Source organism: Vaginisenegalia massiliensis (assembly GCF_900604935.1).
In the GTDB taxonomy this organism is placed as follows: Bacteria; Bacillota; Bacilli; order Lactobacillales; family Aerococcaceae; genus Vaginisenegalia; species Vaginisenegalia massiliensis.
Genome location: NZ_UWPC01000001.1, coordinates 154426 through 168603 on the forward strand (window position 1 = coordinate 154426; position 14178 = coordinate 168603).

The window sequence follows — 14178 nt, forward strand, 5'->3', positions numbered from 1 at the left end:
TCAGAATATTTACAAAAGTGAAACAAATAATGTTGATATTTCATCAAATGTTCAAATATATCTACTATCACATTTAGCTAAAGTTAGGTATAATTACTGTTAAGAGGTGAGCTTTTTTGATAAAATATCCAAGTGGTCAAGGCCCAAAAAGTCTAAACCAATCACCCAATAAACCTAATCAAAAAAATATTTTATATGGTAGTCGTGGTATGTCATTAGAGGAACGCTTAAATCAAAGTAATGATTATTATCGCCTCCATCACGTTGCCGTTATTCATAAAAAACCCACACCCATTCAGGTTGTTAAAGTTGATTATCCTAACCGCCAAGCTGCTAAAATTACTGAAGCCTACTATCGCCAAGCTTCAACGACAGACTACAATGGCATCTATCAAGGTTATTATATTGATTTTGAAGCAAAGGAAACAAAAAATAAAACGAGTTTTCCTTTAGCTAATTTACCTGAACATCAACGACAACACATGCAAGAATGTTTAGTTCAAGGCGGACTATGTTTTTTAATTCTAGCTTTTAGCCAGTTAAATGAAATTTATCTACTCCCCTTTGAACACCTACTCACTTTTATTGAACAAGAGCAAAAAAATAGTATTCCCTATGCCTTTATTAAAAGTAAAGGATATTTATGTCCCCAAGCTTATCAGCCTATGGTGGACTATATTGCGGCAATCGATGCATATCTTGTCGACAATCATGATCGTTTTGTACTGAGAGGAAGAAATTAAATGGTAACAGGAAGTCGGATTGAAAGAAAAAAATATCAAACGAGTCAGCCTACTAAACCTCGTAAAAGAGGGACGGGTTCGAAAGAATTTATTAAACGAATTCTATTCGGTTTAGTGACTTTTGCCTTTTTACTAATTTTAGGAGGCGCTCTATTATTTGGTTATTATGCCATGAAAGCACCTGAGCTCGCTCCTGAAGATCTTCGCGGCCAAATTTCAAGTAAGATATACGACCGCGAAGGTAATTTAATCAAGGAATTAGGTTCCCAAAATAGAGATCTCATGACCGTTGAAGAAATTCCAGATAATTTAAAAATGGCCGTCATCGCTATTGAAGATGCCCGTTTTTATCAACACCACGGCATTGATCCAATCCGTATTGCCGGAGCTCTTGTAGCTAACTTAAAAGCAGGTGGCGTAGCTCAAGGTGGTTCAACTATCACTCAGCAACTGATTAAACTATCTGTCTTTTCCACTGATTTCAAAGATCAAACCATTGAACGGAAAGCTCAAGAGGCTTGGTTGGCCCTTCGCCTTGAACAAACCTATACCAAAGATGAAATACTTACGATGTATTTAAATAAACTATTTTATTCAAATAACACCTACGGTGCTAAAACAGCTACAAAGTTATTCTTTGGTAAAAATCTTGATCAATTAACAATTGGTGAAGCGGCTCTCTTAGCCGGTATTCCCCAAGCCCCTACTGAATATGACCCGTATAACTTCCCTGATAAAGCTAAGCAACGTCGCGATTTAGTCCTTAAAGTAATGTACGATCGAAAGATGATTAGCCAAGAAGATTATCAAAAATATACTAGTCAAACTATTGAATCCATGTTGACACCAATTAAAAAGTCAACACTCAATGAAAATGATTTGGTCATCGACTCCTATCTAGATATGGTGGCTCGCGAAGTTAAAGAAAAAATGAATATTAATATCTTCACCGATGGCGTGGAAGTCTATACTAATCTAAACATGCCCGCTCAACAACATATTTATAACTTAGTAAACAATGATTCCACCATCCCTTTTCCTAATGATCAAATGCAAACAGCTATCTCTATTATCGATGTAAATAATGGTGAAGTTCAAGCTGTTATTGGTGGCCGGAAACAAGACGTGATGTTTGGTCACAATCGGGCAACGGCATCCAATCGAAGTGTTGGTTCAACCATGAAACCACTCGCTGATTATGGTCCGGCTTTTGAATATCTCAATTATTCAACTGGCACCATGGTCGAAGATGAGGAATACAAATATTCCTCCGGTTTACCCATTCGAAATTACGATTATCAATTTAAAGGTAAAATGACGATTCGTGAGGCCTTAGTTGGCTCACGTAACATTCCGGCTCTTAAAACCTTACAAAAAGTCGGTCTTGATAATGCCTATGCTTTCTTACAAAAATTAGATATTAACATCACCAATGACGGTAAAAAACAGTTAGTCGAAGCTAATGCCATAGGCGGTGAAATTTCACCAGTTAAATTATCCGCTGCCTATGGTGCCATTTCAAATGGTGGTAAATATCATGCACCCTTTACTGTAAAAAAAGTCATTACTTCGGCCGGAACGGTAAAAGAATTTGAATCCCCTGCCAGCCAAGCAATGAAAGATTCTACTGCTTATATGCTTCTAGATATTTTGAAAGGCGTTCCTGGTGAATTTGCTCCGGAAGCAAATATTGAAAATCTCCATCACGCCGGTAAATCTGGAACCACAAACTATACGGACGAACAAATGGCTAAGTTTGGTTTATCTGATCAAGACTATGTGGCTCCCGATAGTTGGTTCGTTGGTATCACTCCACAATATTCAGTTGCAACCTGGGTTGGATACGATAATCCTTTCAAGGACAAGAATTATCTTTCACTTGAAGAAACTAAAATTAGCCAATTGCTATATGCTGATAGTATGAAATTTATGATGAAAGATCTGCCAGATACTGATTGGGTGCGTCCTTCTAGTGTTTCAGAGGTCGAAATTGAAAAATATACTGATCCAATCATGTTGCCTGGACCTTATACACCAAGTAACATGCGTTCAAAAGAACTATTTGTTAAAGGTAAGGAACCAAGTGGACAATCAACTTCATATGGTCGGGTCCTCAACATGCCAACTGGATTTGATGCTAATTACAATGAAAAAACTAAGTCTATTGATGCAGTTTGGGGTTCGGCTTCCGATTCAGGTCAATTTGAGCTTTCTATTAACGGAACCGTTGTTTATACGGGTAGGAATACTAGCTTCTCCTTCCCTGTCTCTGAAGATGGGCAATATGTCCTTAAATTAAGGATGATTGATGGTAATAGTTCGTCAGATTATCTGGTTGTAAACTTGGATATTTCTACCGAGTCTACCACTTCATCTAGTGAATCAGAATCTTCAAATAATTCAAATCAATCCGAGTCAGGTTCTAATCAAGGGCAACCTGAAAATTCAACAGAAAGTCCTTCAGGTAACTAGCAAAATTTGATTTAATAGTTTTATACGCAAATAAAGAGAGTAAAAGAAGTCATTTGCTTCTTCTACTCTCTTTTCTTCATTTCTATTTTTCTTTCTCTATCCGCTTCTGACCAAAGGCACAAATATTTAACAACGGACATTCCTGACATTGAGGATTACGGGCCGTACAAAAATAGCGCCCAAAAAATATCATGGTATGGTGTGCCTTAGACCAATCAGCTTGCGGGAGCTTATCTTGCAAAGTTATTTCTACTTGCAAGGGGGTATCTTTTTGACAGCAAATATGCAGACGTTTAGCGACACGCTCAACGTGTGTATCAACTGCAATGGCTGGAATGCCAAAAGCCACACTTTGAACAACATTGGCGGTCTTACGTCCTACCCCTGCCAAAGAAGTCAATTCTTTATGACTTTGTGGCACTTGTCCTTGATATTTGGAGACTAATTCTTGGCAACAAAGATAGATAAAACGCGCTTTGTTGCGATATAAGCCAATCGTCTTAATATAGGGTTCAATCTCAGTCGGATTAGCATGAATGACCGCATATGGATCGGGGAAACGTTCAAACAATTTAGGAGTGACTTTATTTACAGCAGCATCTGTAGTCTGTGCACTTAACATTACAGCAATCAGTAATTGATAAGCATTATCATGAATTAATTCGCAAGCAGCATCGGGAAAGAGTGCTGACATCTGAGCCACAGCACCCTGTGTTTGTTTTTTACTTAGCACCCTCTTCCCTCCTTCCTTTCAAACTTAAGATTGATTCCAGTCATAAATAGGTATGTTTATTGAAGGGGTAACCTGTTTTCGATTGATAGATTGTTCTTTATTCGTCGCTGTTTTTTGATTACGACGGTCAATCTCCTGTTGAGCTTGAGCAAGAGTCCGAATATTTCGTTTTTCCCAGTTTAATAAGATAGTATCTATATACTTAAAATTCAAGGCTTGATAAATAACAGCCTCTTTCAAAGCAAGTAAGATAAGATCAAATGAATACCTATCTTTATTCACCCAATTTTGGATCATTTCTATTTCCATTGGTGACAATGTTCGTCCGAATTCTTTTTGAAATCGTTGAACTAATTCACCTGAACCTACTTTACTTTCTTGCTCGATTAGTTGGCTGACTACCGATTGAGTAGGCGACTCTTGTTTTTGGGTATCATTTGCATAATATTGCCGATCCATAATTTCAAATAAAGGCCTTAAAGAATAATGATCGGTTTTCTTACCATCTTTGCCAGGAACTAACTCAATGGATAAGTAACCTTTTGCTAACAAATGATTCAACTGTTCGTAGACTTTCTCTGCTGGCCAATTCAAGCTTTGACCCATCAAAGCGATATCTTGATTTACTAAACTCTGATTCAATTGCGAAAACAAATAAAGAATCAATACAAATTCGTCAGAATTGAGGCCCAAGTCTCCCATATGATGTAACAAAACATTAGGAACCATGGTATAACCCTTTTTCATCCAATCATAAATTGATGAGGCTGTCATATTTACATCCTTTCTCACTCTAAAACAAAAGACCGATAATGATAACAATTCATCATTTTCGGTCTTAATTAAGCTGATCTACTTTATTATGGATAAATACGATTTAATAAGCGTGGGAAGGCTGAAGTTTCACGGATGTGTTCAATTCCGGTTAACCACGCTACAGCTCGTTCTAAACCAATTCCGAATCCTGAATGAGGGACGCTACCGTATTTTCTTAAATCCATATACCAACCGTAAGCATCTTCGCTCAAACCGAATTTTTTAATGTTTTCAGCTAATAAATCATAATCCACAATCCGCTCAGAACCACCAATAATTTCACCATAGCCTTCAGGAGCAATCATATCTGCACAAAGGACAGTTGAAGGATCTTCTGGATTAAGCTTCATATAAAACGGTTTAATATCTTTTGGATAATTAGTGATAAAGATTGGTTGCTCATATTGCGATGCAATAAAGGTCTCATGCGGTGAACCGAAATCATCGCCCCACTTAATATCATCAAAGCCATTTTTATTTAATAATTCAATCGCTTCAGTATATGAAATTCGTGGATATGGTGTTTTCGTATATTTCTCTAATTGTTCAGTATCGCGACCTAAGGTCTTCAAAGCTAATTGACAATGGTCAATAACATTGCGAACGATATAAGCCACATATTGCTCTTGAATTTGTAGACTTTCTTCGTGTTCAACAAAGGCCATCTCGGGCTCCATCATCCAGAATTCAATTAAATGACGACGAGTTTTTGATTTTTCGGCTCTGAAAGTTGGTCCAAATGAGAAAACTTTACCAAATGCCATGGCTGCCGCTTCCATATATAATTGACCACTTTGAGATAAGAAAGCATCTTCATCAAAATATTTAGTATGGAATAATTCAGTCGTACCTTCAGGAGCTGATCCCGTTAAAATCGGTGGATCTACTTTGATAAATCCTTCTTGATTCATATATTCGTAGGTTGCGCGAATAATTTCGTTACGCACTTGCATGATAGCATGTTGTTTTGACGACCGTAACCAAAGATGACGGTGATCCATTAAGAAATCTGTGCCGTGTTCTTTTGGTGTAATCGGATAATCATGACTCTCACCAATTACTTGAATGTCTTTAACCAAGAGTTCATAACCCAAGTTAGAACGCGAATCTTCTTGAATAATCCCTCTAATCTTAATACTAGTTTCTTGGTTTAAAGATTTTGCTAAGTCAAAGACTTCTTCTGAAACATCATTTTTTAGGACTACGCCTTGAAAAAACGCCACTCCGTCTCGTAATTGCAAGAAGGCGATTTTACCACTTGACCGTTTATTGGTCACCCAAGCATTCATATACACTTCTTGTCCCACAAAATCTTTTGCTTGTCGCATTGTAATAGTTTCCATAAATCCTCCTAATAAATAAGTGAATAATTATTCCTTCAATTAAATATTTTCAATTTTTTGAACCCAGGCGCCTGTTTTTGCATCTAAATAATAATAAGTGATGGTATTATTATTATTTTTCAGTGTCACTTCCCATGTAGGTTTCTTATTGACCAAACCCAAGCGAGCTTGAAGAATCCGTTTGGGCTTCATATCCGCTAAGGCAATCGATTTTGCATCTATTTCCGATATAATGTCTTGATCAGTAAGATAGATCACGTCTCCACCTGCCTGATTGATAATGGCATAACGGTGCGTTCCCTTCTCATCTAGAAAATCAAGGGAAAAATACGTTTGCTTTTCGTTAACGGTTATCCAATAAAATTCATTAACTTTATCTACCGGATAAGTATAATTAACAATTTTGACAGCTTCTGCTTCCGCTTGATATATTTTCGACTGACTTTTAATGAATAGGCCTAAAAAGCACAAGGAAATAAATAGGATAAAAACAGTCAAACCGGTGACAGTTCGTCGGCTCATTGATTAAGCCTCCTTTTATTAAAATCTGTTATTAATCATAACACAAAAGCTCACTAATAATTAGTCGATTATGTCAAATTTTATCAATCTTTTCAATTTTTGTCTCAAATTAGTCGCATAATATTTGGTAAATACGCGATTATCGAACAAAATAAGATGATTCGGATGAAATTGATTTTCGAAAAAAGCTACTATATTGAGTAATTCATTGATCATTAGGGGCAATAGCAAACGATCAAATACGCTAAAATTAGGGTCAACATAGCGATCAGATAGGGCTTTTATGTATGGGTGTTCTAAGGACATAAATGGCAATTGATAGAGAATGATATTACAAGTCAAGGGATGACTATCGTAAACATCCGTGAATAAACTAGATCGGTAAGTAATCATAATCCCCGCTTGTTGTTCTTTAAGCCGCCGCTTCAGTTTCTTAAAATTACCATGAATTCCTTGAGCCAAGATTGGCCAATCTCCTTGGACTTGCATAAATGCTTGATACAAGAGTCGAACTTGTTCCTTATTGTGGACGACAATGACCCACGCCTGTTCTAAATTTGCCCAATCTTGCATATAGTGAACTAAATGAGTAAAGTCAAGTCGCTTCTGTTTGGCACTCGTTTCTGTATAAGCCAGAGGAATTTCCATCGTTCTGAGAGGCAAATCAAGTAATTCATGTGGGATATGTTGATAGGAATAATTTTTAAGTCCAAATTGGTCTAGATATGCACTGGATGGAGGTAGATAATAATCATTAGCAGAGAGAATAGTTACAAAATGAAATTGAGCTTCTATTCGATCCATGACCCTTTGATTAGACAAATAATGTCCCATAAGTTGTAATTGATAGATTTGATTGTTCAAACTAGAACCGGACAGAGTCATAAAATTTGGCTTGTTATGGGTTAGGTCTAACACATTCATTCGCAGCTTATTTACTAGACCAATAAACGTCCCGACTAATTCATCATTTTCAGTATCCCATTCTTGTTTGAGAAATTGATTAAGCGTTTCAAGTAATTGATCCAACTGGTCAAAGATCCAGATTTCCTCTGTTTGAGGAAGATACTCATTAAATTCCGTTTCGTGTCCTTCTGAATTCAATACTTGATTGATTCTATCTTTAATGAGTGCTTCAAAGTTCAGATAAACTTGATTTAGATTTTCTATTAATAAGTCTGTCATCTTAGTCTGATTAAGACTTAACTGACCTTCATAACGCAAACGGTCAGAAGCAAAACGTAAATCAGTCTTCAATTTTCCTAAGGGTAACCCTTTTCTGTTTTGTTGCCGAATAGTGTTTAAGAAGTGACCCCAATCTCCAATGATACAGTGGCTCTTCTCGTTTAGAAGCAAATCCTCATGTTCAAGTAAATAAATGAAATCCCATTCTTGGATTAATACAATTTCAGCCAATCGCGACTGATTAATGGCTTGTTGATAGAAATTCTTTAAATTAGAAACTCCTATTCTGCCCTGGTCCTGATCAAGATATTTTACCATCATGGTCCTCGGATCAAGTTCGGCATTCAATTCCGTCAATAAACCTGTTTGGGTTTGAGTTAACCAGACTTCTACTGCAGCAAATGTAATGAGTTCCTGTTGATTAGCCTTGTCTGTTGGAAATAATCGCGTCAATCGTTGCCACTTAGCCAAATTAAAATACTGGTAAGGACTATAAAGTAGACTAATTTGCTGGCTTAGTTGAATCATTTCTAATTCTGCTTGGGCTTGTTCTAATTCAAATTGACTTGGTAGGATTAAATAAACCTGTTGACCTTCCTGAACTAATTTCTGACTCATCATAGTAGCATACTTAGGACTTAAAGGATAGCCTTCGCTATCCAAAATGACATTAGATTTCTCACCCCTTTGTTGAAGCAAATATGAAGCAATTAATAAGTTGTTTGACAATGAATTTAGCTTATATTCCTTCAAATTTTTGCTTTTAGATTGAAACGGGCAGCGATGAATAAAATATTCTAAATCCGTAAAAAAACGGCTTGTATCAAAATTTAAAAATTGAGTAATAGTGATAAGCTTTTCTCTTGTTTGGTAGTCAAATCTAGACGTTATTTGAGTTAAATGACTTAATAAACCTAATGTAGCTTTTGCATCATTGAGGGCATCATGAGCTGATTCCATTGGCAACTCTAAATATTGACTTAAGTCTGTTAAATTAAAGCCAGGAGCTTGTGGCAGCAAAATTTTGGCTAATTGAACTGTATCAATTGCAATGGTTTCAAACTCATCGAATCCTACTTGAGCAAAGGCTACTTGTAAAACCTTATAATCAAAAGCCAAATTATGAGCGATTAAGACACAATCTTTTAACCGTTCATACCATAAACCAGCTACTTGTTCAAAGCTAGGTGCTCGATCGACCGCTTCTTGTTGAATGCCTGTCAATTGAACAATATGTTGGGGAATTTTTTTTTGAGGATTAATAAGCATAGAATGCTCCGTAATATGTTGATCCTGATCAATAATGACGGCAGCTATTTGAATTATTTTATCCCCATCTTCAAGTCTAGGACCGGTTGCTTCAATATCGACAATCGCAAGTTTAGATTGATTCATACGGTCCCTCCTTCTGAGAATTCTAATTTTTATGACATGAAATATAGTTTTTTATTGTTTGGTAATCATTGAGTAATTGACCTTGGACGATGAGTTTTTCAATTTCATCAAGCCACTGCCCTACTATTGCCGATCCTCGCTTCATTTCCAAAAAAGACATAATATCCTTGCCATTAACTGCCAGTTGACTACGATCTTGAATAGGTAAATCTCGAACCAATTCTTCAACGGGTCGAGAATTTAAGTCGCGATGGTGATACTGTAAATAGGATTGGACAATAATCATTAAAGAGGTCGGGTAAGAATATAGTTGCCAAGCAGTCAGAGGTTGACTAGGCATCATTTCAAGCAATTCAATTAATACCAAGACATCTTGAATAAATTGATTACTATGGGTCCAATTTCTTAAAAAAGTTCGCTCACTGATCCTATGACTTTTAAAACCATTATGTAATAAAAGAGCCCAGCATAGACGTTCATCTCGTTCAGTATTAGCCTTTGCTAATGGTTCTAACTGTTGCCCCATTTGACTTAAAACTTCACTTAGATGGGGTATTTCAGCCAAATTCATATATTGACTTAAGAATGATTGAACCAGTAAATGATGTTGTCGATAAAAATAAGGTCCTTGAAAAAACTTGGTTAATTCAATCCGAATGCGTTCTATCGAGATATGACTTAATAATGGAGCTAATTCTTGAATTGCCTCAAACGTTTTTGGTTCGATGGTAAAACCTAGCTGGCTTGCAAATCGAATAGCGCGCATCATCCTTAAAGCATCTTCATTAAAGCGTTCGATTGGCTGGCCAACCGCTTTAATTTGTCTAGCTTCTAGGTCAGCCTGTCCACCGTGATAATCAAAGAGTTGACCTTGATAATTTATGGCTAAAGCATTAATCGTAAAATCGCGTCTCAAAGTATCTTCAGACAAATTCCGCACAAAATCAACATGGTCAGGACGTCGAAAATCTGAATAGTCCCCTTCGCTACGGAAGGTCGTAATTTCATAGGGAATTTGATGATGCAACACAATTATGGTTCCATGTTCTTTTGCCACATCAATGGTTACAGGGAAAATCTGCTGAATTTCATCTGGTCGCGCACTGGTGGCAATATCAATATCATGTATGGATTGACCTAATAAGGTATCTCTCACACATCCCCCAACAAAATAAGCCTCATAACCATGAGACTCAATTTGTTTCAACAAGGGCAGTGCCGCTTGAAAGAGAGAATCATCTAAATTAATCTTCATCTAACTCCCCCTCTAATAGGTCAATTTGGTCCAAATATTGCTCAGCTAACAATAATTCTTGATGCCCCAATGCTTGATCAAGTTCTTGACGTAAAAACCGGATTCTTCCTTGTATAGAAAAATGATTGAAAACTTGATCGAATGCTTCTATCTCTTGACGATTAATAGGAAGGTATGGATTTTCTTCAAAAATATCAAAGCGATAGAGGGCTGCAAAGTAGTTAGGCATATTCAACTCAATATAGAAAGGTTGTGGATTCACCATCATCATTAAGCGAAGATCATGAAAGGCCTGCTCACTTTGTTGATAAGAGCGTTGGTCCTTAAAATAAACAAATGGTACAGCTGTAAATTGTTGATAAGAAATATAGATTCCTCGAGGACAATATTTGACCTCTTCACTAAAATGAAGCCAATGAATCAGATGGGGCTGATTCACAATATAGGTCAATAAATAATTCACAGCAGGATCTACGTGCTGGTAAGTCTGCAAAAGCCAAGCTAAAAATTCACGTTTTCGTTGGTTGATATTGACCATTATCAGCCCTCCTTTCGATTTTATTGATTGATTTGGTGACGAATCTCTTTCAATTCAGCCACATCGTAGTAAGTTTGACGATAGTCATGGCTAAGTTTCTTTGCTTGAGCTTCTTCTCCTAATTGAAGGAGAGCCTTGACATAATCCAACACTAAAGTCTCTTCATTAACACTTCCCTGTAGCGCTAGTGCTAATTGCTCTATGGCCTTTTCAATATTTGTCGTAGATAAATAGAATTTACCTAATATATAGGCTTGATACGCTTCATCAAAATCAGCCATTTCTAACATAGTTTGTAATTCGTTCTCTTTCAAGCCAAATGAATCAGACTGATTCGCAGATTTCGAATTCACTAAATAATTAAGTATCAGCCATTGATCATCCGAATTCTCACAAAGTGGAAAAATTTCGTGTAATTTTCTTGCTAAAGTGGTTAGGAAAATTTGATTACGCTTTGCGATCTCAGCCAGTTCAATAAAACTTTCATGGTAAGGTGGAATTGTTTCTGTTAACCAAGAAAGTTCTTGCCTTAAGGCTACTTGATTTTGACATACTTCGTACAAATCGAGTAACAAAAAGTGACAATCCAAGTTATCAGAATCCAATTCGATACATTGCAAAGCTAATTTAATGGCCGGTTCATAACGATGAGCTTGCATTTGGGCTAGTGCATAAAGATAGTGTTCTTCTGCTGTCAAGATAGATAAGCCTTCATGGTGAAACAAGCTTTCAATACGGTCGAAATCAGTAATTTCTTTAGCCAATTCTATCTCAACTAAACGGTTTCGAACCATCCGTAAATCTAACTTACTGGCAAAATAATCCATGACAACTTGGTAATAATATTCAGCTCTTGGCCATTGTTCAATTAGCCAGTATAAATCAGCTAGGTCTATATAAGGCCGTTCATCCAAGGGATATTCTTCGATCAAATGTTTATATAGGTCAATCGCAGCTTGAATTTGGTTAACCTCAACCATTAGTTTAGCTTTTAGAAGGCTCAGTGTTAGATTACCGCTAACCTCAGCAGCATAATCATTAAATAGTTTAAGAGCTTGGGCGCTAAGTCCTAAGGCCATTAACTGATTAATCAACTTACCAAATAGCTTTGGTTCAAATTGACGTGATAATAAATGGCTAGCCAAATAAATACTTTCATTCAAGTATCCCTGCTTACCGTATGCTTCGGTAATCCTCTGCCATTTGTGAAGCCAAGTTGGATCTCCTTCTGATTCTTGTAAAAATTCTTGAGCGAGCGCTTGAAACTCAACAGCTGTTTCACATACATCTAATCGCTCCTTATAAGTATTAAACTGATCCATAGCCTGCCTCCTTTATATCTTATAAAAAATTATACCATGAAGGACAATATAGTCCAAAAAATTTTTCAAATAAAAAAAAGCCTAGCCACATGGCTAGGTCTTATCATTGTTAATTATTTAACAGCGTCTTTTAAAGCTTTACCAGCTTTGAAGCCAGGAACTTTACTTGCTGAAATTTCGATTTCTTCACCTGTTTGAGGGTTGCGACCTTTACGAGCTGCTCTTTCACGAACTTCAAACGTACCAAAACCAATTACTTGAACTTTTTCGCCTTTAGCTAAAACTTCTTGAATTGATTCGAATAACGCTTCAACAGTTGCTGTTACGTCTTTCTTAGTTAAGTTTGTTTTTTCTGCTACTTTTTCTACTAATTCTGCTTTGTTTGCCATTAGTATTTCCCCCTTAAAATTAATGCCTTATAGGCAAATGATCGAAATCGTTTATAAGCAATCTTATAAACTTCATTTCTCCAATAGAATAGCATATAAATATTGATAATTCAACGTTTATGCACTAATTTAACCGCTAACATCCTATTGTCGTGCCCGTGTAATAATTTTAATCGGTGTGCCGTCAAAATAGAAAGATTGACGAAGCTGATTCTCTAAAAAGCGTTCATAAGAGAAATGCATGAGCTCCACATCATTAACAAAAACGACGAAAGTTGGCGGCGCAACAGCCACTTGTGTCATATAATAAATCTTCAAGCGTCTTCCTTTATCAGTTGGAGTCGGATTCATGGCAACTGCATCCATTAACACGTCATTTAAGGTAGAGGATTGAACCCGGCGATGACGATTTTCGTAAATTTCGATAAGTAAATCAGTCAATTTGTTTAAACGTTGACCCGTTAAGGCACTGACAAAGAGAATTGGCGCAAAACTTAAATACTGAAAATGAGCCCTAATTTCTTTAGTGAAAGTTTCAAATAACTTATCTGATTTATCAACAGCATCCCACTTATTGACTAAAATAATGATTCCTTTGCCGGCTTCATATGCATAGCCAGCTACCCGTTTATCTTGTTCACGAATACCTGTTTCCGCATCTAACACTAAGCAAACTACATCAGAGCGGTCGATTGCCGACATGGCTCTCATAACACTATATTTCTCGGTATTTTCGTAGACTTTACCTCGTTTACGAATACCGGCCGTGTCAATCATAGTAAATTCACGGCCTTCCTCGTTAGTAAAATAAGTATCAACTGCTTCCCGAGTAGTCCCTTCAATATTAGAAACAATCACTCGTTCTTCTTTCAAAATGGCATTGACTAAGCTTGATTTTCCCACATTTGGACGACCAATAAAAGAAAATTTAATCGAATCATCTGTTTCAGATTGATCAGTATCAAGTGGTACCAAAGCCATGATAGCATCCAGAACATCCCCTAAACCAGTACCATGAGCCCCAGAAATAGGATAAGGTTCTCCATGACCTAAAGAATAAAAATCATAAATATCTTGTCTTTGCTCGGGATTATCAGTCTTATTAACTGCAAGGACGACGGGTTTATTGGTTCGATGTAAACGGTGAGCTATCGCTTCGTCAGCATCCGTAAGTCCTTCTTGAGAACTGGTCAAAAATAAGATCACATCGGCTTGACTCATAGCAATATCCGCTTGATGACGAACTTGATCCATAAGGGGCTCATCCGACATATCAATACCACCCGTATCAATTAAACGAAACTCACGTCCCAACCATTTTCCGGTTGCATAAATACGGTCACGCGTAACGCCAGGATAATCTTCAACGATTGATACTCGTTCACCGACCAAGCGGTTGAATATTGTAGATTTACCTACATTTGGGCGCCCAACTAAAGCAATAATTGGAATGGCCATCTTTTCA

Annotated in this window: 12 protein-coding genes; 2 read left to right on the plus strand and 10 right to left on the minus strand. The window is 36.8% G+C overall.

Annotated elements, in window-relative coordinates:
- Positions 1-116: 116 nt before the first annotated feature.
- Together recU and EIH20_RS00655 are read left to right on the plus strand one after the other, a co-directional pair.
- The gene (recU, locus tag EIH20_RS00650) at positions 117-743 is read left to right on the plus strand and encodes a Holliday junction resolvase RecU (protein ID WP_124057421.1); all 627 of its coding nucleotides are present in this window, start codon (positions 117-119) and stop codon (positions 741-743) included.
- Positions 744-3215, plus strand: a complete 2472-nt coding sequence (locus EIH20_RS00655) for a PBP1A family penicillin-binding protein (protein ID WP_124057422.1) — start codon at positions 744-746, stop codon at positions 3213-3215. It abuts the gene before it with no gap.
- An 82-nt stretch (positions 3216-3297) separates the two neighbouring features.
- Here the strand turns inward: EIH20_RS00655 and nth are convergent, their stop codons facing one another.
- The 10 genes from nth to der all read right to left on the minus strand — a co-directional run bounded on the left by nth (position 3298) and on the right by der (position 14171).
- Positions 3298-3948, minus strand: a complete 651-nt coding sequence (nth, locus tag EIH20_RS00660; protein WP_124057423.1) for an endonuclease III — start codon at positions 3946-3948, stop codon at positions 3298-3300.
- A gap of 24 nt (positions 3949-3972) precedes the next feature.
- Positions 3973-4722, minus strand: coding sequence for a DnaD domain-containing protein (locus EIH20_RS00665; protein ID WP_124057424.1), 750 nt, complete (start codon positions 4720-4722; stop codon positions 3973-3975).
- Between the two features lie 86 nt (positions 4723-4808).
- On the minus strand, positions 4809-6107 hold the full coding sequence (gene asnS / locus EIH20_RS00670; protein WP_124057425.1) for an asparagine--tRNA ligase: 1299 nt from the start codon (positions 6105-6107) through the stop codon (positions 4809-4811).
- Between the two features lie 39 nt (positions 6108-6146).
- A complete protein-coding gene (locus EIH20_RS00675; RefSeq protein ID WP_124057426.1) occupies positions 6147-6629 on the minus strand; it encodes a PepSY domain-containing protein in 483 nt (160 codons plus the stop codon).
- A gap of 60 nt (positions 6630-6689) precedes the next feature.
- Complete coding sequence (locus EIH20_RS00680; RefSeq protein WP_124057427.1) at positions 6690-9209, minus strand: exonuclease domain-containing protein; 2520 nt, start codon at positions 9207-9209, stop codon at positions 6690-6692.
- A gap of 22 nt (positions 9210-9231) precedes the next feature.
- Entirely contained in the window at positions 9232-10464 is a 1233-nt protein-coding gene (locus EIH20_RS00685) for a CCA tRNA nucleotidyltransferase (RefSeq protein ID WP_124057428.1), read from the minus strand.
- Positions 10454-11002, minus strand: coding sequence for a YpiB family protein (locus EIH20_RS00690; RefSeq protein ID WP_124057429.1), 549 nt, complete (start codon positions 11000-11002; stop codon positions 10454-10456). Before EIH20_RS00690 ends, EIH20_RS00685 begins: the two co-directional genes overlap by 11 nt.
- A 20-nt stretch (positions 11003-11022) precedes the next feature.
- Complete coding sequence (locus EIH20_RS00695) at positions 11023-12324, minus strand: tetratricopeptide repeat protein (RefSeq protein ID WP_124057430.1); 1302 nt, start codon at positions 12322-12324, stop codon at positions 11023-11025.
- Between the two features lie 113 nt (positions 12325-12437).
- Entirely contained in the window at positions 12438-12713 is a 276-nt protein-coding gene (locus EIH20_RS00700) for an HU family DNA-binding protein (RefSeq protein ID WP_124057431.1), read from the minus strand.
- Between the two features lie 144 nt (positions 12714-12857).
- Positions 12858-14171 carry a ribosome biogenesis GTPase Der gene (gene der / locus EIH20_RS00705; RefSeq protein WP_124057432.1) on the minus strand — a complete coding sequence of 438 codons (1314 nt, stop codon included), beginning with the start codon at positions 14169-14171 and terminating at the stop codon, positions 12858-12860.
- Positions 14172-14178: the final 7 nt, after the last annotated feature.

Bases quoted from the DNA above. Each gene is read 5' to 3' on its own strand.
- EIH20_RS00655 (WP_124057422.1), top strand. From the start codon at position 744: ATGGTAACAGGAAGTCGGATTGAAAGAAAAAAATATCAAACGAGTCAG.
- EIH20_RS00665 (WP_124057424.1), bottom strand. From the start codon at position 4,722: ATGACAGCCTCATCAATTTATGATTGGATGAAAAAGGGTTATACCATG.
- asnS (WP_124057425.1), bottom strand. From the start codon at position 6,107: ATGGAAACTATTACAATGCGACAAGCAAAAGATTTTGTGGGACAAGAA.
- EIH20_RS00675 (WP_124057426.1), bottom strand. From the start codon at position 6,629: ATGAGCCGACGAACTGTCACCGGTTTGACTGTTTTTATCCTATTTATT.
- EIH20_RS00680 (WP_124057427.1), bottom strand. From the start codon at position 9,209: ATGAATCAATCTAAACTTGCGATTGTCGATATTGAAGCAACCGGTCCT.
- EIH20_RS00685 (WP_124057428.1), bottom strand. From the start codon at position 10,464: ATGAAGATTAATTTAGATGATTCTCTCTTTCAAGCGGCACTGCCCTTG.
- EIH20_RS00690 (WP_124057429.1), bottom strand. From the start codon at position 11,002: ATGGTCAATATCAACCAACGAAAACGTGAATTTTTAGCTTGGCTTTTG.
- EIH20_RS00695 (WP_124057430.1), bottom strand. From the start codon at position 12,324: ATGGATCAGTTTAATACTTATAAGGAGCGATTAGATGTATGTGAAACA.
- EIH20_RS00700 (WP_124057431.1), bottom strand. From the start codon at position 12,713: ATGGCAAACAAAGCAGAATTAGTAGAAAAAGTAGCAGAAAAAACAAAC.
- der (WP_124057432.1), bottom strand. From the start codon at position 14,171: ATGGCCATTCCAATTATTGCTTTAGTTGGGCGCCCAAATGTAGGTAAA.